At 71.8% G+C, this 18,761-nt stretch carries 16 protein-coding genes; 9 read left to right on the top strand and 7 right to left on the bottom strand.

Features of this window, described 5'->3' with window-relative positions; translation table 11 throughout:
* The first annotated feature begins 59 nt into the window (after window positions 1–59).
* Entirely contained in the window at window positions 60–680 is a 621-nt protein-coding gene (locus ACH5AC_RS09705; protein WP_398861185.1) for a hypothetical protein, read from the top strand.
* Between the two features lie 30 nt (window positions 681–710).
* On the opposite strand, the gene ACH5AC_RS09700 is transcribed toward ACH5AC_RS09705, so the two are convergent.
* The 4 genes from ACH5AC_RS09700 to speB form a co-directional block, all read right to left on the bottom strand.
* Entirely contained in the window at window positions 711–995 is a 285-nt protein-coding gene (locus ACH5AC_RS09700) for a hypothetical protein (protein ID WP_398861184.1), read from the bottom strand.
* A gap of 30 nt (window positions 996–1,025) precedes the next feature.
* Entirely contained in the window at window positions 1,026–2,054 is a 1,029-nt protein-coding gene (locus ACH5AC_RS09695) for a hypothetical protein (protein ID WP_398861183.1), read from the bottom strand.
* A 190-nt stretch (window positions 2,055–2,244) separates the two neighbouring features.
* On the bottom strand, window positions 2,245–3,948 hold the full coding sequence (locus ACH5AC_RS09690) for a thiamine pyrophosphate-binding protein (protein WP_398861182.1): 1,704 nt from the start codon (window positions 3,946–3,948) through the stop codon (window positions 2,245–2,247).
* Window positions 3,945–4,931 (bottom strand): agmatinase, encoded by a 987-nt coding sequence (speB, locus tag ACH5AC_RS09685; RefSeq protein WP_398861181.1) that lies wholly within the window; start codon window positions 4,929–4,931, stop codon window positions 3,945–3,947. Before speB ends, ACH5AC_RS09690 begins: the two co-directional genes overlap by 4 nt.
* Window positions 4,932–5,031: 100 nt before the next feature.
* Between speB and ACH5AC_RS09680 the strand changes: the two genes are divergently transcribed.
* Together ACH5AC_RS09680 and ACH5AC_RS09675 are read left to right on the top strand one after the other, a co-directional pair.
* The gene (locus ACH5AC_RS09680) at window positions 5,032–6,540 is read left to right on the top strand and encodes a PucR family transcriptional regulator ligand-binding domain-containing protein (protein WP_398861180.1); all 1,509 of its coding nucleotides are present in this window, start codon (window positions 5,032–5,034) and stop codon (window positions 6,538–6,540) included.
* 62 nt (window positions 6,541–6,602) lie between these two features.
* Window positions 6,603–7,391, top strand: coding sequence for a phosphatase (locus ACH5AC_RS09675; RefSeq protein ID WP_398861179.1), 789 nt, complete (start codon window positions 6,603–6,605; stop codon window positions 7,389–7,391).
* A 387-nt stretch (window positions 7,392–7,778) separates the two neighbouring features.
* Here ACH5AC_RS09675 and ACH5AC_RS09670 read toward each other — a convergent pair whose 3' ends face one another.
* The 3 genes from ACH5AC_RS09670 to ACH5AC_RS09660 all read right to left on the bottom strand — a co-directional run bounded on the left by ACH5AC_RS09670 (window position 7,779) and on the right by ACH5AC_RS09660 (window position 10,557).
* Window positions 7,779–8,645 (bottom strand): acyl-CoA thioesterase, encoded by an 867-nt coding sequence (locus ACH5AC_RS09670; RefSeq protein ID WP_398861178.1) that lies wholly within the window; start codon window positions 8,643–8,645, stop codon window positions 7,779–7,781.
* 24 nt (window positions 8,646–8,669) lie between these two features.
* Window positions 8,670–9,827, bottom strand: coding sequence for an acyl-CoA dehydrogenase family protein (locus ACH5AC_RS09665; protein WP_398861177.1), 1,158 nt, complete (start codon window positions 9,825–9,827; stop codon window positions 8,670–8,672).
* A gap of 127 nt (window positions 9,828–9,954) precedes the next feature.
* Entirely contained in the window at window positions 9,955–10,557 is a 603-nt protein-coding gene (locus tag ACH5AC_RS09660) for a TetR/AcrR family transcriptional regulator (protein WP_398861176.1), read from the bottom strand.
* A 97-nt stretch (window positions 10,558–10,654) separates the two neighbouring features.
* Here ACH5AC_RS09660 and ACH5AC_RS09655 point away from each other — a divergent pair, with 97 nt between their 5' ends.
* The 6 genes from ACH5AC_RS09655 (at window position 10,655) to ACH5AC_RS09630 (ending at window position 18,644) form a co-directional block, all read left to right on the top strand.
* Window positions 10,655–12,271: a carboxyl transferase domain-containing protein gene (locus ACH5AC_RS09655; RefSeq protein ID WP_398861175.1), complete on the top strand. Its 1,617-nt coding sequence runs from the start codon at window positions 10,655–10,657 to the stop codon at window positions 12,269–12,271.
* Window positions 12,272–12,282: 11 nt separating this feature from the next.
* Window positions 12,283–14,310, top strand: a complete 2,028-nt coding sequence (locus tag ACH5AC_RS09650) for a biotin carboxylase N-terminal domain-containing protein (protein ID WP_398861174.1) — start codon at window positions 12,283–12,285, stop codon at window positions 14,308–14,310.
* A complete protein-coding gene (locus tag ACH5AC_RS09645) occupies window positions 14,307–15,245 on the top strand; it encodes a hydroxymethylglutaryl-CoA lyase (protein WP_398861173.1) in 939 nt (312 codons plus the stop codon). The genes ACH5AC_RS09650 and ACH5AC_RS09645 overlap by 4 nt, the downstream gene beginning before the upstream one ends.
* A gap of 5 nt (window positions 15,246–15,250) precedes the next feature.
* Window positions 15,251–16,411: an acyl-CoA dehydrogenase family protein gene (locus ACH5AC_RS09640; protein WP_398861172.1), complete on the top strand. Its 1,161-nt coding sequence runs from the start codon at window positions 15,251–15,253 to the stop codon at window positions 16,409–16,411.
* Window positions 16,412–16,658: 247 nt separating this feature from the next.
* A complete protein-coding gene (locus ACH5AC_RS09635; protein ID WP_398861171.1) occupies window positions 16,659–17,714 on the top strand; it encodes an ABC transporter substrate-binding protein in 1,056 nt (351 codons plus the stop codon).
* Window positions 17,715–17,822: 108 nt separating this feature from the next.
* Entirely contained in the window at window positions 17,823–18,644 is an 822-nt protein-coding gene (locus ACH5AC_RS09630; protein WP_398861170.1) for a siderophore-interacting protein, read from the top strand.
* Window positions 18,645–18,761 lie beyond the last annotated feature (117 nt).

The raw sequence follows: 18,761 nt of genomic DNA, 5'->3' as shown, positions 1-18,761 counted from the left end.
CGCTCCCCGCGCCCCTGGATCATGGATGTACGGAACCGATGCGAACGGGGGAGCAACACGTGGGCCACAGCCTGGAGATGAGCACCGGCGACATGCGGACCGTCGTACGGCTGCTCACCGCGGTCGAGCGGACGCCCGAGCAGGACCGGCACCTCGAACGGGTCCGGGAGCGGTGCACGGCGCTCGACGTGCGGCTGGAGAGCCGGGGCGTGACGCTGGGGACATCGGTACGCCGTGCGCTCGACGAGCTGATCGAGGGTGACTACAGCTCAGCCATGTGCCCGTCGTACACCCACGCCTTCCACGAGGTCGTGGCCTCCTGCTTCTCCGACACGGTCGACCTCGGCAGCTGGCGGCGGATGTCCTGGTTCCAGACGGTGTCGAACGAGCTGGGCCGCAACGGCGTCCCGGCCGCCCTCCTGCCCGACGCGTACCTCTTCAACGGCCCGCCTCTGCGCATCCCGCACCCCGGCGACGTCCATCCCCAGATCGGCACCCTCCCGGTCCAGCGCGCGGCCGAGGCCGCCGACGCCTACGAGGCGGTCCTCGACCGCGTCCACCCCGACTGCCGTGACACGGCCCACCGCCTGACCGAAGTCCTCCGCTTAGAGGCGCAGGAGTGGGAGCGCGAGCAGAAGCGCGGCGGGACGGCGGACACGCTGTTCTTCTGGTTCAGCTGAGCGGGGGAGCAATGCCGTAGGGACCCAGGTTCAGGGGTCCTCAGGCATGGCCGGAACGCCGCTCTCGATGATGCAGTGGCGGTCCGGGGCCGCCGAGTGGGCCTGACTGTCACCCGGGGCGCCCGTACCGGTAGGGGACGGGGTGGCGGTGGAGTCGGCCGCCGGTCCGGAGGAGGAGGGGCAGGGCCGCGTCTCCTCCGGAGCCGTACCGCCGCCCCCGCCGCCTGTTCCTTCGGCTCCACAGGCCGTCAGCGCGCACAGCAGGACGGCGGTGACCAGGACGTACGTGCCGCCGCGTGCCGCTGCGCGCGCCATGATCTTCCCCTTTAGTAGGTGGAGTACTTGTTAGTAGGTGGAGTACTTGTTGAACGCGTCGCCGACCCAGGTCGCGAAGTACGGCGAGCGCATCTCGGTCGGGTTGGTCCGGCTATTGACGTTACTGTTCACGCCGTTGACCCAGCCGCTGTAGTAGACGTTGTCGTCCTTGCCGTAGATCCAGGGGCCGCCGCTCGACCCGCCGGTCATGTTGCACGGCATCTTGATCTGGTCGGTGGTGAACAGGCTGCGCTGGGAGGTGGTGGCGGCGCAATAGTACTGCCACTGCCCGTCGAACGGCGCGGCCTGCGGGTAGCCCATGGCCGTCATGTAACGGGCCTTGGGGTAGTTCCACTGGATGCCCAGGCCGCCGACGTTGTTGACGAGTTCGCCGCTGCTGTTCGGCCAGGTGATGACGATGCCGAGGTCGTAGCCGAAGTTCCCGTCGTTGATCCAGCCGTTGAAGGCGACGAGGGTCTTGGCCCACCAGGTGCCGTAGGGCCGGCTTCCGTGGTCGTAGTACGGCACGAACTGCCAGTTGGAGGACCAGGACTGGCCTGGGCCGCCGTGGACGCAGTGCCCGGCGGTGAACACCATGTTCTTGTTGGTGCTGTTGACGGCTGAGGCGGAGCAGACGTAGTCGACGCCGTCCGAGCCCCTGAAGAAGACCTTGCCGACGACCCGGGTCGCGGTCACCGCGATCTTGATCCCACCGGGCGCGGGCGCCACCCCGGCCACCGGGTCGGATCCGGTCGTCGCGGGCCCGGTCGGCCGCTGCGGCGCCTTCGGGGAGGCCGGGTCGGCCTTGGGGGCGCGGTAGGTCATGTCCAGCGGGACGGCATGGGCCATCCGCTCGGGGGTCCAGTACTGGGCGAGCCGCGCGGACTCATTGGCCGGTACGGCGTGCTCGACGGCCGCGCTGGGCGCGGGGGTCGTCTTGTGCGGTGCCTTCGGGGCCTCGGTCGCCTGGGCGGCGGCGGTCGGGAGGAGGAACAGCGCGACGACGGCGGCGAGGCCGGCGGCGTACGAGCGCGAACGTCTGTGGCGTATGCCTAACACGTGATACCTCGATCTCCATTGCTGGGCACAACCGACATGGACACGGCATGTCTAGAAGGCATGTGACCGAGCGTCAACGGAGTGTGAGGGGAATGGCCGGTTCGCCGGTCCGCATTTCAGCCGCCCGCGGCCCCGGCCCGGACCTTCCGCGACACGGGCCCCGGGGGTCACCGCCACCCCAAGGCGGCGACTACTGGCCCGGCGTCTGCTGAGCGAGATGTGTCGGTGCGAACATCCGTAGTACCGCCGGGAGTACGAGCACCGACGGGCCCTCGGACGACAGTGCCTTCGCCAGGTCCCGCTCCAGGGTTTCCGGGGTCGTGTGTACCCCCGGCACCCCGAAGGACTCCGCCAGGGCCGCGAAGTCCGGGCGGGTCAGTTCCGTGCCCGTCGGTTGGCCGTAGGTGTCGGTCATGTACTCGCGGAGGATGCCGTAGCCGCCGTCGTCGATGATCAGCCAGGTCACCGGCAGGTCGTACTGCTTGGCCGTGGCGAGCTCGGCGATCGAGTAGAGGGCGCCGCCGTCGCCGGAGACGGCCAGGACCGGGCGGCCCGGGTCCGCGATCGCCGCGCCGAGGGCTGCCGGGAAGGCGTAGCCGAGGCCGCCGGCGCCCTGGGCGGAGTGCATGGTGTGGGGGGACCCGGGGTCGAAGGCGGACCAGGCCCAGTAGGACAGGATCGTCATGTCCCAGAAGGACGGGGAGGCGGAGGGCAGGGCGCTGCGGATCGAGGTCAGGAGGGACTGTTCGAGGGTGAGGTCCTGGGAGTCGATACGGGCCCGCACCTTCGTCAGGACCTCACGCACCCGGTCGGGGGCCGACGCGTCCTGCCTCGGCTCCGCTGTCTCCAGGAGCGCCTGGAGGGCGAGGCGCGCGTCCGCGTGGATGCCGAGCGCCGGGTGGTTCGACTCCAGTTTCCCCAGGTCCGCCTCGATCTGGACCACCCTGCCCCTCGGCTGGAACGTGTGGTAGTTCGAGGAGAGTTCGCCGAGGCCCGAGCCCACCACCAGCAGGACGTCCGCGTCCTCCAGGAAGTCGGTCATATGGCGGTCCTCCAGCCAGGACTGGAGGGACAGGGGGTGCGTCCAGGGGAAGGCGCCCTTGCCGCCGAAGGTGGTGACCACGGGTGCCTGGAGCCGCTGCGCCAGCTGCTTCAACTTGCCCGACGCGTCCGAGCGCACCACTCCCCCGCCCGCGATGATCGCGGGGCGGGAGGCGTGGGACAGCCAGTCGGCCGCCACGGCCGTCAGTTCCGGGCGGGGGGCCAGTTCCTCCGGAAACGCGTCGACGCCCGTCACCACCGGGATCGCCGTCCCGGCCGCCAGTACGTCCTGCGGGATCTCCACCCACACCGGGCCGTGCGGGGCGGTCAGCGCCGACGTCCATGCCTCGGCGATCGCCGACGGGATCTGGGACTGGGTGCGGGCGGTGTGGACCGACTTGACCACGCCCCGGAAGGAGGCCGCCTGGTCGGGGAGTTCGTGGAGGTAGCCGTGGCGGCCGCCGCCCAGTCCCGCCCTCGGGATCTGGCTGCTGATCGCCAGGACGGGGGCGGAGGCCGCGGCCGCCTCGTGCAGCGCCGCGAGGGACGTCAGCGCGCCCGGGCCCGTCGACAGCAGCAGCGGTGCCGCCTCGCCTGTGATCCTGCCGTACGCGTCGGCCGCGAAGCCCGCGTTGTTCTCCACCCGCAGGCCGACGTAACGAAGGGACGAGCGGCGCACCGCGTCGAACATCGCGAGCGCGTGCTGGCCGGGCAGCCCGAAGACGGTCGTCGCGCCGAGCCCGGCCAGGGTTTCCACGACCAGGTCTCCGCCCGTGCGGCCGGGGGGCGGGTTGAGCGCCGCCCGCGTCTGCGCGGGCGTCGGGCGGAGTACCAGGTCGTGGTCGTGGGTCACTGTGCTGCCGAATCCTTCCGGGCCTCAGCGATCTGGCGGGACATGATCGTCGTCAGTTCGTACGCCGTGTGGGAGGCCGCCACCGACGTGATCTCGGCGTGATCGTACGCGGGGGCCACCTCGACGACGTCCGCCGAGACCAGGTTGCAGGACGCCAGGCCGCGCAGGATCTCCAGCAGCTCGCGGGAGGTCATGCCGCCGGCCTCGGGGGTGCCCGTGCCGGGCGCGTGGGCCGGGTCGAGGCAGTCGATGTCGATGGAGATGTAGAGGGGACGGTCGCCGATGCGCTGTCGCAGCTGGTCGGCGACCTCGTCGGCGCCGCGCCGGTAGACGTCCGCCGAGGTGACGATGCCGAAGCCCATCTTCTCGTCGTCCGTCAGGTCCTGCTTGCCGTAGAGGGGGCCGCGCGTGCCCACGTGCGACAGCGCGGACGTGTCGAGGATGCCCTCCTCCACCGCCCGGCGGAACGGGGTGCCGTGCGTGTACTCGGCGCCGAAGTACGTGTCCCAGGTGTCGAGGTGCGCGTCGAAGTGGAGCAGCGCGACCGGGCCGTGCTTCTTGGCCACCGAGCGCAGGAGGGGTAGCGCGATGGTGTGGTCGCCGCCCAGCGTCATCAGGCGGGCACCCGAGTCGAGCAGGTCGTCGGCGGCGGCCTCGATCGTCTCGACGGCCTCGTTGATGTTGAAGGGGTTGACGGCGATGTCGCCGCCGTCGGCCACCTGGGCGAGGGCGAAGGGGGACGCGTCCTGCGCGGGGTTGTAGGGGCGCAGCAGGCGGGACGCCTCGCGGATGGCGTTGCCGCCGAAGCGGGCGCCGGGCCGGTAGGAGACACCCGAGTCGAAGGGCACGCCCACGACGGCGACGTCGGCGCGGCCTCCGACCTCGTCCAGGCGGGGCAGCCGGGCGAAGGTCGCGGGGCCGGCGTACCGCGGGATGCGGGAGGAGTCGACGGGGCCGCGCGGTGTCGTCTCGTTGCTGCTCATGGTCGGGTGCCCTCTTTCTCTGTGCGTTCTTCGCACGTCGACCCTAGGTGGCCGGACAGCGACTGCGAAGTGTACGTTTCCTCCATTCCTGCCGTACGAAATGGATGAAGCGCACATCATGCCGTCGGACCCGACCGTCCCGCCGACACCGCCCGTACCGCTGTCCGCCCTCCTCGCCCGCGAGGATCTCGGGCTGCGGCAGATCGCCGGCCCCTCCGACCCGGAGACCGCCGTCCACTGGGCGCACGCCTCGGAGATGGCGGACCCGTACCCGTATCTGCTGGGCGGTGAGCTGCTGCTGACAGCGGGCGTGCACATTCCCAAGGACGTGCACCGAAGGACGCACTTCGACGCCTATGTCTCCCGAATCGTCGCGGCCGGCGGCGCGGCCCTCGGCTTCGGGCTGGCGCCGGTGCACGACACCGTGCCGGGCGGGCTGGTCGCGGCCTGCGAGGCGCACGGGCTGCCGCTGCTGGAGGTGCCGCCGGGGACGACCTTCTCGGGGGTGGCCCGCGCGGTCTGGCAGCTCATGGAGCGGGCCCGTACCGCGGAGCTGCGCCGTGTGACGGAGGCCCAGCAGAGCCTGGCGGCCGCCGCGTCCCGCCCGGACCCGGTGCCCTCGGTGCTGCGGCAGCTCGCCCGGCGGGTCGGGGGCCGGGCGGTGCTGTACGGGCCGGAGGGCGGCGAGATCGCGGCGGCGGGGCGGGCGCCGCTCGACGAGGTTGTGCGCGGCCCGCTGGCCGAGCTGGCCGGTGTCGTCACCGCCCGGGCGTCCCGTTCCGCCACGGACACCGTGCCGGGCGCCCATCTGTCCGTCTACGCCCTCGGTGCCGCTCGCGGCTTCGTGCTCGGGGTGGCCACCCCGCGCCGTGCCGCCGGGGACCACACCATCGCCTCGGTGGCCGCCGTACTGCTCTCCCTCCTCACCGGCGAGCAGCAGAGCGGCAGCGGCGCGGCCCGCTCCTCCGCGCTCGTACGGCTGCTGCTGGGCAGCGCGCCGGAAGAGGTGGCCCAACTGCTGGGCGAGGGCGAGCGGTGGACCGTCGTACACGCCCGCCCGGACACGCGACCCGCCGACCCCCTCACCGCGTCCGCCCTCGGCGCGGCCCTCGGCTCGCCGCTGGTCGACGTGGCGGAGGACGTCGTACGGGTGCTCGTGCCCGGTGACCGGGAGCCCGCGCCCTCCCCGGGGTGGACGCTGGGGGTCAGCGCCCCGGTCGCCCCCGCCGACTGGCCGGCCGGCGACGCGCAGGCGGCCCGCGCGCTGGCCCGGGCCCGGGCCACCCGGGTCCCGCTGGTCCGGGACGGCGCGCGGCCGGGGCTGGCCGAGCTGGTGCCGGCTGACGCGGCCGAGGCACACGCGCGTGCGCTGCTCGCACCGCTCGCCGCCACGCCCGCCCTGACCGACACCCTGCGCGCCTGGCTGTCGCTGCACGGCGGCTGGGACCGTACGGCGGTGGCGCTGGGCGTGCACCGCAACACCGTGCGGCAGCGGATCGCGCGGTGCGCGGCGCTGCTGGGGACGGACCTGGACGATCCGGACGTACGGATGGAGCTGTGGTTCGCGCTGCGGGAGCCACCGCGGGAAACCCCGGAAAAGCGCACGTGACCCGCGTCCCAGCGGGGGAAACAGCGCAGACGCGCACAGGTCGCTGCCTCACAATGGACACCATGCCGATACCCGGGACTCCCAGCCGTGCCGAGCTCGTCGACCACCTCGTGCACACGCGTATCGCGGGCAATGTCGCCACGCCGCGCGAGAACAACCTCTCCCACTACCGCCAGCTGGCGAACGGCAACCGGCACTACTGGCTCGGCCTGGAACTCGGCGACCGCTGGAGCGACGAGCAGGACGTGCTCGCGGTGATGGCGGAGCGGGTCGGCGTGAGCGACGACCCCGAGCACCGGTACGGGCAGGACACCATCGACCCCGAGCTGACCGTCGACGGGCTGGAGCGGATGGCGGGGCGGCTGCGCAAGGCGGCCGAGGACCGGCAGCGGGTGCTGTTCGCCACCGGTCACCCGGGAGGTCTGCTCGATGTGCACCGCGCCACGGCGGCCGCCCTGCGCACGGCGGGCTGCGAGATCGTGGTCATCCCGGACGGGCTGCAGACCGAGGAGGGCTATGTCATGCAGTTCGCGGACGTGGCGGTCCTCGAACACGGCGCGACCCTCTGGCACACCCACTCGGGCGAGCCGATGAAGGCCATCCTCACCGCCCTGGAGCACCTGGGCCGCCCCCTTCCCGACCTGGTCGTCGCCGACCACGGCTGGGCGGGCTACGCCGGCCAGCACGGCGTCGACTCCGTGGGCTACGCCGACTGCAACGACCCGGCGCTGTTCCTGGGCGAGGCGGAGGGCACCGTCCAGGTCGCCGTCCCCCTGGACGACCACGTCGTCAGCCCGCGCCACTACGACCCGATGACGGCGTATCTGCTGGCGGAGGCGGGGCTGGAGTGACGCGGCTGCGCCACGTCACGGCGGACGACGTCGACGCCTGGGTCCGTATGCGCTGCGAGCCCGTCATGATGGCGGACCCTGGCGGTCCCCTAACCCGCGAGGCCATGGCGGAGAAGGTCCGGCGGGACGCCCGGGATGCGGCGGCGGACCGTGCCGGTGGACCGTAGGCGCCCTGCTCGAACAGGCCGGAAACGACGACCGCCGGGGCGTTCCGCACGCCTTCCCGGCGCCGGGCGACGGGGCCTCGAACGGCGTCTGCCGACTGGCTCGGACTCCGGCTCGTCGGCGAACGCGACGTGACGTTCGCCGGTCGGGGCCTGCGCAGCGACCACTGGGTCATCGACCCCCGCGCCGATCCGGCCGACGCCGGGCCGGCCGGGCGGACCGTCAGCGCGGTACCCGGACCACGCCCTCCTGGATGACGGAGATCGCCAGGCGGCCGTCCTGGGTGTAGATGCGGGCCTGGCCGAGGCCGCGGCCGCCGTACGCCGAGGGGGACTCCTGGTCGTACAGGAGCCATTCGTCGGCGCGGAACGGGCGGTGGAACCACATCGCGTGGTCCAGGGACGCGCCGACCACGTCACCGACGGCCCAGCCGCCGCGGCCGTGGGCGAGCAGCACCGAGTCGAGGAGGGTCATGTCGGAGACGTACGTGGCGAGGACGATGTGCAGGAGCGGGTCGTCGGCGAGCTTGCCGGTGGTGCGGAACCAGACCTGGCTGTGCGGTTCGCGCGGCTCGCCGAACTGTCCGTACGGCGGCTCGTCGACATAGCGCAGGTCGATCGCCTCCCGCGCCTCCAGGAACCGTTCGACCACGTCGGGGTCGAGGTGGTCGTAGGCGCGCAGCCGTTCCGAGGAGGTGGGCAGTGCGGCCGGGTCGGGCGCGGGCGGCATGGGGGTCTGGTGGTCGAGTCCTTCCTCGTACGACTGGAAGGACGCCGACAGGGCGAAGATCGGCCTGCCATGCTGGACGGCGACCACCCGGCGGGTGGTGAAGGAGCGGCCGTCGCCCATGCGTTCGACGGTGTAGACGATGGGCGCGCCCGGGTCGCCCATGCGCAGGAAGTACGCGTGCAGCGAGTGCGGGGGCCGGTCCTCGGGGACCGTGCGGCCGGCGGCGACCAGCGCCTGGGCCGCGACCTGCCCGCCGAAGACCCGGGGGACGACGGCGGAGCGGGACTGCCCGCGGAAGATGTTCTCCTCGATCTGCTCCAGGTCGAGCAGATCGAGGAGATCCTGGAGTGCCTTGCTCATGGCTGACGGGTGATCGCCAGTGCCTTACAGGCCCATGTCCTTGGCGATGATCGACTTCATGATCTCGCTGGTGCCGCCGTAGATGCGGTTGACGCGGTTGTCCGCGTACAGGCGGGCGATCGGGTACTCGTTCATGTAGCCGTAGCCGCCGTGCAGCTGGAGGCAGCGGTCGATGACGCGGTGCGCGACCTCGGTGCAGAACAGCTTGGCGGAGGCGGCCTCGGCGGGGGTCAGCTCGCCGGCGTCCAGGGCCTCGGTGGCCCGGTCGGCGACGGCCTCGGCGGCGTCCACCTCGGCCTGGCAGGCGGCCAGCTCGAACTTGGTGTTCTGGAAGTGGGCGACCGGCTTGCCGAAGACGGTGCGCTCCTGGACGTACTGCTTGGCGAACCGGACGGCGGCCTTGGCCTGCGCGTAGGCGCCGAAGGCGATGCCCCAGCGCTCGGAGGCCAGGTTGTGGCCGAGGTAGTAGAAGCCCTTGTTCTCCTCGCCGAGCAGGTCCTCGGCGGGCACCTTGACGTCGACGAAGGCCAGTTCCGCGGTGTCGGAGGTGCGCAGGCCCAGCTTGTCCAGCTTGCGGCCGACGGAGTAGCCCTCGGACTTGGTGTCCACGGCGAAGAGGGAGATACCGAAGCGGCGGTCGTCCTCACGCGGGGCGGAGGTGCGGGCGCAGACGATGACCTTGTCGGCGTGAACACCGCCGGTGATGAAGGTCTTGGCGCCGTTGAGGACGTAGTGGGTGCCGTCCTCGCTCAGCTTGGCGGTGGTCTTCATGCCCGCGAGGTCGGAGCCGGTGCCCGGCTCGGTCATCGCGATGGCCCACATCTCCTCGCCGGTGACGAACTTCGGGAGGTAGCGCTTCTTCTGCTCGTCGGTGGCGAGCATCTTGATGTAGGGCAGGGCGAGCAGGACGTGCACGCCGGAGCCGCCGAACTGGACGCCCGCGCGGGCGGTCTCCTCGTAGAGGACGGCCTCGAACTTGTGGCTCTCCAGGCCCGCGCCGCCGTACTCCTCGGGCACGTTGATGCCGAAGATGCCCAGCTCACCGAGCTTGTAGTAGAACTCGCGCGGCGCCTGGCCGGCGGCGAACCACTCGTCGTACACCGGTACGACCTCGGCCTCGATGAAGGCCCGCAGGGTCTCCCGGAACGCCTCGTGATCCTCGTTGAACACCGTACGGCGCACGCCGCCACCTCCACGTACGTCAGCCGGCCCGGCCGAGCTGAAATGTCTAAGCGCTTGCTCAGAGCAACCGTACCGGCGAGTACCTAGGGCGTCCAGAGTGGTTTCGGGGGTCGGGGGGTAACGCTCGTCACCCCTGCGCGTCCGCCGCCGCGCCGAACGCGCCCCGCGCCATCCGGTGCAGCAGCTCCGCCGTGGCGCCCCGGCCCGGCAAGGAGCCCGGGCGGCCCAGGTGGGGGGTGGAGTTCAGGAGGCCGAAGACCGAGTGGACGGCCGAGCGGGCGGTGGGCTCGGTGAGGGTGGGGTACACCTCGCGGACGACCTCGACCCACAGCTCGACGTACTGGCGCTGGAGCTGGCGGACCAGTTTGCGGTCGCTGTCCCGGAGGCGGTCCAGCTCGCGGTCGTGCAGGGTGATGAGGGGGCGGTCGTCGATCGCGAAGTCGATGTGGCCCTCGATGAGCGAGTCGAGGACGGCCCCCGGCGTCCCCCCGTCGGCCTCCGCCAGGCGCCGCTTCGCACCGGTCAGCAGCTGGCCGCTGATGCCGACCAGCAGCTCGGCGAGCATCGCGTCCTTGCCCGCGAAGTGCCGGTAGAGCCCGGGGCCGCTGATGCCGACCGCGGCGCCTATCTCGTCGACCCCGACGCCGTGGAAACCGCGCTCGGCGAAGAGGCGGGCGGCCTCCTTGAGGATCTGCTCGCGGCGGGTGGGGGCGTCGGTTCTGGTGGCCATGAAAACAATTCTAGACAGCGAGGTTAGCGCTCGTTAACCTGAAGGAAATGGTTAACGCTCATTAACAGTCGATCACTGGGTGAGGGGACCGCAGGACATGGATCAGGCACCGGAGCTGACGAGCGCGGCCGACCCCGCGTCGGCGGCCTGGCGCGCCAACGAGCAGGCGCACCTCGCGCTGGTCGAGGAGTTGCGCGGCAAGCTGGCCGCCGCCCGGCTCGGCGGCGGCGAGAAGGCGCGCGCCCGGCACACCGCGCGCGGCAAGCTGCTCCCCAGGGACCGGGTGGACACCCTCCTCGACCCCGGCTCGCCCTTCCTGGAACTGGCGCCCCTCGCGGCCGACGGGCTGTACGACGGACAGGCACCGGCCGCCGGTGTGATCGCCGGGATCGGCCGGGTCAGCGGCCGGGAGTGCGTGATCGTCGCCAACGACGCCACGGTCAAGGGCGGCACGTACTACCCGATGACCGTGAAGAAACACCTGCGCGCCCAGGAAGTCGCGCTGGAGAACCGGCTGCCCTGTCTCTACCTCGTCGATTCCGGCGGCGCCTTCCTGCCCCTGCAGGACGAGGTCTTCCCGGACCGCGAGCACTTCGGGCGGATCTTCTACAACCAGGCCCGGATGTCGGGCGCCGGGATCCCGCAGATCGCCGCCGTGCTGGGCTCCTGCACGGCAGGCGGCGCCTATGTCCCCGCGATGAGCGACGAGGCCGTGATCGTCCGCGGCCAGGGCACTATCTTCCTCGGCGGCCCCCCGCTGGTGAAGGCCGCCACCGGCGAGGTGGTCACCGCCGAGGAGCTGGGCGGCGGCGAGGTGCACTCCCGGATCTCCGGTGTCACCGACCACCTCGCGGAGGACGACGCCCACGCGCTGCGGATCGTCCGCAACATCGTCGCCACCCTCCCGGCCCGCCGGGACCTCCCCTGGGAGGTACGACCGTCCGCCGAGCCCAAGGCCGACCCGTACGGCCTCTACGGCGCCGTCCCGGTCGACTCCCGCACCCCCTACGACGTACGGGAGATCATCGCGCGCGTGGTCGACGGCTCCCGCTTCTCGGAGTTCAAGGCCGAGTTCGGGCAGACCCTGGTCACCGGCTTCGCCCGGATCCACGGCCACCCGGTGGGGATCGTCGCCAACAACGGCATCCTGTTCTCCGAGTCCGCCCAGAAGGGCGCCCACTTCATCGAGCTGTGCGACCAGCGCGGGATCCCGCTGCTGTTCCTGCAGAACATCTCGGGCTTCATGGTCGGCCGGGACTACGAGGCGGGTGGCATCGCCAAGCACGGCGCCAAGATGGTGACGGCCGTGGCCTGCACGCGCGTGCCCAAGCTGACGGTCGTCGTCGGCGGCTCGTACGGCGCGGGCAACTACTCCATGTGCGGCCGCGCCTACTCCCCCCGCTTCCTGTGGATGTGGCCCAACGCCAAGATCTCCGTGATGGGCGGCGAGCAGGCCGCCGGCGTCCTCGCCACGGTCAAGCGGGACCAGTTGGAGGCGCGCGGCGAGGAGTGGCCCGCCGAGGAGGAAGAGGCGTTCAAGGCGCCGATCCGTGCCCAGTACGAGCGCCAGGGGAATGCCTACTACGCCACCGCCCGGCTCTGGGACGACGGGGTCATCGACCCGCTGGAGACCCGCCAGGTGCTGGGTCTGGCCCTGACCGCCTGTGCCAACGCGCCGCTGGGTGAGCCCCGGTTCGGCGTCTTCCGGATGTGAGGGGAGCGTCCATGTTCGACACCGTCCTGGTGGCCAACCGGGGTGAGATCGCCGTCCGTGTCATCCGCACGCTGCGGTCGATGGGCGTCCGCTCGGTCGCCGTGTTCTCCGACGCGGACGCCGACGCCCGGCACGTCCGGGAGGCCGACACGGCGGTACGGATCGGTCCGGCGCCGGCCGCCGAGAGCTATCTGTCCGCCGAGCGGCTCCTGGAGGCGGCCCGGCGCACCGGCGCCCAGGCGATCCACCCCGGGTACGGATTCCTCGCCGAGAACGCCGGCTTCGCGCGCGCGTGCGAGGAGGCGGGCCTGGTGTTCATCGGGCCGCCCGCCGACGCCATCGCGCTGATGGGCGACAAGATCCGCGCCAAGGAGACCGTACGGGCCGCCGGTGTGCCGGTGGTGCCCGGCGGACGCGATCCGGAGCTGGCCGAGGCGGCCCGCGAGCTGGGGGCACCCGTGCTGCTGAAGCCGAGCGCGGGCGGCGGCGGCAAGGGCATGCGCCTGGTGCGGGACATGAGCGTCCTGGAGGAGGAGATCGCCGCCGCGCGCCGCGAGGCCCGCGCCTCCTTCGGCGACGACACGCTCCTCGTCGAGCGGTGGATCGACCGGCCCCGGCACATCGAGATCCAGGTCCTGGCCGACGGCCACGGGGGCGTCGTCCACCTGGGCGAGCGCGAGTGCTCCCTCCAGCGCCGCCACCAGAAGATCATCGAGGAGGCGCCGAGCGTGCTCCTCGACGAGGCGACGCGCGCGGCGATGGGCGAGGCGGCCGTCCAGGCGGCCCGCTCCTGCGGCTACCGGGGCGCGGGCACGGTGGAGTTCATCGTGCCGGGCGGGGACCCCTCCTCGTACTACTTCATGGAGATGAACACCCGCCTCCAGGTGGAACACCCGGTCACCGAACTGGTCACCGGCCTGGACCTGGTGGAGTGGCAGCTGCGGGTCGCGGCGGGTGAGCGGCTGGGGTTCGCGCAGGACGACATCCGGCTGACCGGGCACGCCGTGGAGGCCCGTGTCTGCGCCGAGGACCCCGCACGGGGCTTCCTGCCGTCCGGCGGCACGGTCCTCAGGCTCCGGGAGCCGCAGGGCGACGGCGTCCGCACCGACTCCGGGCTCAGCGAGGGCACCGAGGTCGGCAGCCTGTACGACCCGATGCTCTCCAAGGTGATCGCCTACGGCCCCGACCGGCCGACGGCCCTGCGCCGGCTCCGCGCCGCCCTCGCGGAGACGGTCACGCTGGGCGTGCAGACGAACGCCGGGTTCCTGCGCCGGCTGCTGGCCCATCCGGCGGTCGTCGCGGGCGAGCTGGACACGGGGCTCGTCGAGCGGGAGGTGGAGGGGCTGGTCCTCACCGAGGTGCCGTCGGAGATCTACGCGGCGGCGGCCCTGCTGCGCCACACGGCGCTCGGCCCCGCCCGCGCCGAAACGTCCGGCGCCGGCGGGAGCACCGGCTGGGTCGACCCGTTCGCCGCCACGGACGGCTGGCGCCTGGGCGGTGAGCGGGCCTGGACGCCGCACCACCTGCGGGTACCGGGTCATGAGCCGGTCACCGTGCACATGCGCAGCACGCCGGACGGCGGGACGGAATTGCTGCCGCCCGGCACGGACCAGCCCCTCCGGGCGGCCGGCGGCCCGCCCCCACGGCGTGGGGCCGAGGACCGGTTCGTCTTCAGGCTCGACGGCGTCTCGCACACCGTCGCCGCGCTGCCGGACGGCACCTGGCTGGGCCGCGACGGCGACGCCTGGCAGGTGCGGGACCACGACCCCGTCGAGGCGTCGCTGAGCCGCGCCGCGCACACCGGTGCCGACTCGCTCACCGCGCCGATGCCCGGCACGGTCACCGTCGTGAAGGTCGCGGTCGGTGACGAGGTGGCCGCCGGGCAGAGCCTGCTGGTGGTGGAGGCGATGAAGATGGAGCACGTCATCTCCGCCCCGCACGCCGGCACGGTCACCGAGCTGGACGTGAGCCCCGGCACCACGGTCGCCATGGACCAGGTGCTCGCCGTGCTCGCACCGCACGCGGAGGTGGAGGCATGACAGGGCTCCCCATGGTCGTCCCGGCCCCGGACCTGCCCGCGCGGGTGCGGATCCACGAGGTGGGCGCGCGCGACGGCCTGCAGAACGAGAAGACGGCCGTACCGACCGAGATCAAGGCGGAGTTCATCCACCGCCTCGCCGACGCGGGTCTGACCACGATCGAGGCGACGAGTTTCGTCCACCCCGACTGGGTGCCCCAACTCGCCGACTCCGACCGGCTGTTCCGACTCCTCGGCGATCTGGAGGACGTGCACCTGCCCGTCCTCGTGCCCAACCACCGCGGCCTGGACCGCGCCCTGGCGCTCGGCGCGCGCCGGATCGCCGTCTTCGCCAGCGCCACCGAGTCGTTCGCGAAGGCCAACCTCAACCGGACACTGGAGGAGTCGCTGGCGGTGCTCGGCCCGGTCGCGGAGCGCGCCAGGGCGGAGGGGCTGCACGTCCGCGGCTATGTCTCCATGTGCTTCGGCGACCCCTGGGAGGGCGCGGTCCCGCTCCCCCAGGTGGTGCGGGTCTGCCGGTTCCTGAGGGACATGGGGTGCCACGAGCTGAGCCTGGGCGACACCATCGGCGTCGCCACGCCCGGCCATGTCCGCGCGCTGCTGTCCGCGCTCAACGAGGAGGGCGTGCCGACCGACGTCATCGGCGTCCACTTCCACGACACCTACGGCCAGGCGCTGGCCAACACCCATGCGGCGCTCCAGCACGGCGTCACCACCGTCGACGCCTCCGCGGGCGGCCTGGGCGGCTGCCCGTACGCCCGGTCCGCCACCGGCAACCTTGCCACCGAGGACCTCGTGTGGATGCTTCAGGGCCTCGGCATCGACACCGGAGTCGACCTCGGCCGGCTCACCGCCACCAGCGCGTGGCTGGCCGAACACCTGGGCCGACCCAGCCCGTCCCGAACCGTCCGCGCTCTCTCCCACAAGGACCAGTGATCCGCATGGACTTCCGACTCTCCCCCGAACTCGAGGAACTGCGCCGTACGGTCGAGCAGTTCGCGCACGACGTGGTGGCGCCCAAGATCGGAGATTTCTACGAGCGGCACGAGTTCCCGTACGAGATCGTCCGTGAGATGGGCCGTATGGGCCTGTTCGGGCTGCCCTTCCCGGAGGAGTACGGCGGTATGGGCGGCGACTACCTGGCGCTGGGCGTGGCGCTGGAGGAACTGGCCCGGGTGGACTCGTCGGTCGCGATCACGCTGGAGGCGGGGGTGTCGCTGGGTGCGATGCCGATCCACCTCTTCGGCACCGAGGAGCAGAAGCGGCAGTGGCTGCCGCGTCTGTGCTCGGGCGAGACGCTCGGCGCGTTCGGCCTCACCGAGCCGGACGGCGGCTCCGACGCGGGCGCCACACGGACCACGGCCCGCCTCGACCCGGACACCGACGAATGGGTGATCAACGGCACCAAGTGCTTCATCACCAACTCGGGCACGGACATCACGGGCCTGGTCACGGTCACCGCGGTCACCGGCCGCAAGCCCGACGGCAGGCCGCTGATCTCGGCGATCATCGTCCCGTCGGGCACGCCCGGCTTCACGGTAGCGGCGCCGTACTCGAAGGTCGGCTGGAACGCCTCGGACACGCGTGAGCTGTCCTTCGACGACGTCCGGGTCCCGGCGGCGAACCTGCTGGGCGAGGAGGGCCGCGGCTACGCCCAGTTCCTGCGCATCCTGGACGAGGGCCGCATCGCCATCGCCGCCCTGGCGACGGGTCTGGCGCAGGGCTGTGTCGACGAGTCGGTGAAGTACGCGAAGGAACGTCACGCCTTCGGCCGTCCCATCGGCGCCAACCAGGCCATCCAGTTCAAGATCGCCGACATGGAGATGAAGGCCCACACGGCCCGCCTGGCCTGGCGCGACGCGGCCGCCCGCCTGGTCTCCGGCGACGCCTTCAAGAAGGAGGCCGCCCTGGCCAAGCTGTACTCGTCGACGATCGCCGTCGACAACGCCCGCGACGCCACCCAGATCCACGGCGGCTACGGCTTCATGAACGAGTACCCGGTGGCCCGCATGTGGCGCGACTCCAAGATCCTGGAGATCGGCGAGGGCACGAGCGAGGTACAGCGGATGCTGATCGCCAGGGAGTTGGGGCTGGCGGGCTGAGCCTGCGGCGCGGTCGGGCGGCTGCCGGTCCCTCGGACGGCCACCCCTGTCGGGCGATGCGAACTCGCCGCGAATGCACGGGAGTTGAATCAGGCAGGCCGGGTGGCCTGAACCGACTGCGGACTGAGCCCCCACCCCTCTGCCCAAGGCGGTGTGATCCACCACCCTCTGGACAAGATCTGAGGTTAGGCTAACCTACCTTCGACTTGTCCGGCGGTGATCCGCACGTCCGAAAGCAGCCATACTCATGTCGAACGCCAGAGCCACCCACCTCACCCGCCGCGGCATCCTCGCCGCCGGCGGCGCCCTCGGCCTCGGTGCCGTGCTCGCAGCCTGCGGGGACGACGACGCGAAAAGCGGTGGCTCGGAGTCGACGGAGTCCGCGTCCGCGTCCGCCAAGTCCGGCCCCTGGACCTTCCAGGACGACCGCGGCACGACCGTGAAGCTGGACAAGACCCCCGCGAACATCGTGGCGTTCACCGGTGTCGGCGCCGCGCTCTACGACTACGGCATCCAGGTCAAGGGCGTCTTCGGCCCGACCAGGACGTCCGACGGCAAGGCCGATGTCCAGGCCGGCGACATGGACATCTCCAAGGTCGAGGTCATCGGCAACGTCTGGGACGAGTTCAACGTGGAGAAGTACGCGGCCCTCCAGCCCGACGTCCTCATCTCCACGATGTTCGACAACGCCGGCACCCTCTGGTACGTCCCCGAGACGTCCAAGGACAAGATCGCCAAGCTCGCCCCGAGCGTCGCCGTCTCCGTGTACGACCGTCAGCTCACCGCGCCGCTGGAGCGGATGTGGGAGCTCGCGGAGTCGCTGGGCGCCGACATGACGGCCGCGAAGGTCGCCGACGCGAAGAAGCGGTTCGAGACCGCCGCCACCCGGCTGCGTGCCGCCGCCAAGGCCAAGCCCGACATCAAGGTGATGGCCGGGTCCGCGAGCGCCGAGCTGTTCTACGTCTCCGGCACCAACCTCTCCATCGACCTGGAGTACTTCAAGGCCCTCGGCGTGAACTTCGTCGAGCCGCCGGAGAGCGCGAAGGCGGAGGGCGGCGGCTGGTACGAGTCGCTGAGCTGGGAGAACGTCGACAAGTACCCGGCGGACATCATCATGATGGACGACCGGTCGTCGACGATCCAGCCTTCGGCGATCACCGAGGCGACGTGGAAGCAGTTGCCTGCCGTCAAGGCGGGGCAGGTCATCGCTCGGTCGCCCGAGCCGATTCTCTCGTACGCGAAGTGTGTGCCGCTGCTGGAGAACCTCGCGGAGGCGCTGGAGAACGCGAAGAAGGTCGCGTAGCGCCGTTTTGGTGTCTGGCACGGGGCGACTGCGGGTCCGTCATCGGCTGATCGCGCAGTTCCCCGCGCCCCTAGCTCACCTTGCCCTGCATTTCATGGAGCCCTCTGTATGACCACCGCCGTCGAAAACCCCTTCCGGTTCTTCTCGCTGCACGTCGTGCGGACTCGGCGGCTCGGGCCGTCTCTCGTGCGGGTCACCTTCGGCGGGGAGGATCTTCGGTACTTCTTCTCCGACGGGTGGGACCAGTCGCTGTCGTTGTTCCTGCCGCACCCGGGGCAGGCCGAGCCGCGGATCCCCCACGAGCTCGGGGAGGGGTGGTGGCAGGCGTGGCGGGAGTTGCCCGATGACGAGCGGGCCGTCATGCGGTCGTACACCCTGCGCGGCCTGCGCCGCGAACCCGATGAGATCGACATCGACTTCGTGCTGCACGAGCCCGCCGGGCACGCCTCCGCGTGGGCGGCGCGGGCCGGTGCCGGGGACCGGGTGGTGCTGCTCGGGCCGGCCGTCGCGGACAACCGGGCCATTCGGTTCCGGCCGCCCGAGGACACGGACCTGGTGTTGTTGTGGGGGGACGAGACCGCGCTGCCCGCCATCGCGGCCGTCCTCGAAGCGCTGCCGGACGGGACGCCCGTGCGCGCCTGGATCGAGGTCCGCGACGCCGGGGACGTCCTGGAGCTGGAGACTCCGGCGGACACCGAGGTCACCTGGCTCGTCGGTACCCCCGCCGCCATGGCCCTCGACCCCATCCGCGACGCCCGACTCCCCGCCGCCCAGCACCCGTACGTCTGGATCGCCGGTGAGTCGAGTTCCGTCAAGGCGCTGCGCCGGCACTTCGTCGGGGAGCGCGGGATCGACCGGCGCCGGGTCACCTTCGTCGGGTACTGGCGGCAGGGCCTGACCGAGGAACAGCTGCGCGAGCAGGGCGAGTAGGCCCGCTCGCCGCCCCACGTGATCACGGTCACGGGTGAGGACCGCCCCGATCACAGGAACTTAGGTTAGGCTAACCTGAGTTGAACCTGAGGTTCCGCCACCCCTGAGTCCGTCCGC

The organism is Streptomyces sp. NPDC018693, from assembly GCF_044391385.1.
Classification (GTDB): domain Bacteria; phylum Actinomycetota; class Actinomycetes; order Streptomycetales; family Streptomycetaceae; genus Streptomyces.
Note: the sequence above shows the minus strand (reverse complement) of the source record. Positions and strands in the feature narration are given on the sequence as shown.

Bases quoted from the DNA above. Each gene is read 5' to 3' on its own strand.
- ACH5AC_RS09700 (WP_398861184.1), bottom strand. From the start codon at position 995: ATGGCGCGCGCAGCGGCACGCGGCGGCACGTACGTCCTGGTCACCGCC.
- speB (WP_398861181.1), bottom strand. From the start codon at position 4,931: ATGAGCAGCAACGAGACGACACCGCGCGGCCCCGTCGACTCCTCCCGC.
- ACH5AC_RS09680 (WP_398861180.1), top strand. From the start codon at position 5,032: ATGGATGAAGCGCACATCATGCCGTCGGACCCGACCGTCCCGCCGACA.
- ACH5AC_RS09675 (WP_398861179.1), top strand. From the start codon at position 6,603: ATGCCGATACCCGGGACTCCCAGCCGTGCCGAGCTCGTCGACCACCTC.
- ACH5AC_RS09670 (WP_398861178.1), bottom strand. From the start codon at position 8,645: ATGAGCAAGGCACTCCAGGATCTCCTCGATCTGCTCGACCTGGAGCAG.
- ACH5AC_RS09660 (WP_398861176.1), bottom strand. From the start codon at position 10,557: ATGGCCACCAGAACCGACGCCCCCACCCGCCGCGAGCAGATCCTCAAG.
- ACH5AC_RS09655 (WP_398861175.1), top strand. From the start codon at position 10,655: ATGGATCAGGCACCGGAGCTGACGAGCGCGGCCGACCCCGCGTCGGCG.
- ACH5AC_RS09650 (WP_398861174.1), top strand. From the start codon at position 12,283: ATGTTCGACACCGTCCTGGTGGCCAACCGGGGTGAGATCGCCGTCCGT.
- ACH5AC_RS09645 (WP_398861173.1), top strand. From the start codon at position 14,307: ATGACAGGGCTCCCCATGGTCGTCCCGGCCCCGGACCTGCCCGCGCGG.
- ACH5AC_RS09640 (WP_398861172.1), top strand. From the start codon at position 15,251: ATGGACTTCCGACTCTCCCCCGAACTCGAGGAACTGCGCCGTACGGTC.
- ACH5AC_RS09635 (WP_398861171.1), top strand. From the start codon at position 16,659: ATGTCGAACGCCAGAGCCACCCACCTCACCCGCCGCGGCATCCTCGCC.
- ACH5AC_RS09630 (WP_398861170.1), top strand. From the start codon at position 17,823: ATGACCACCGCCGTCGAAAACCCCTTCCGGTTCTTCTCGCTGCACGTC.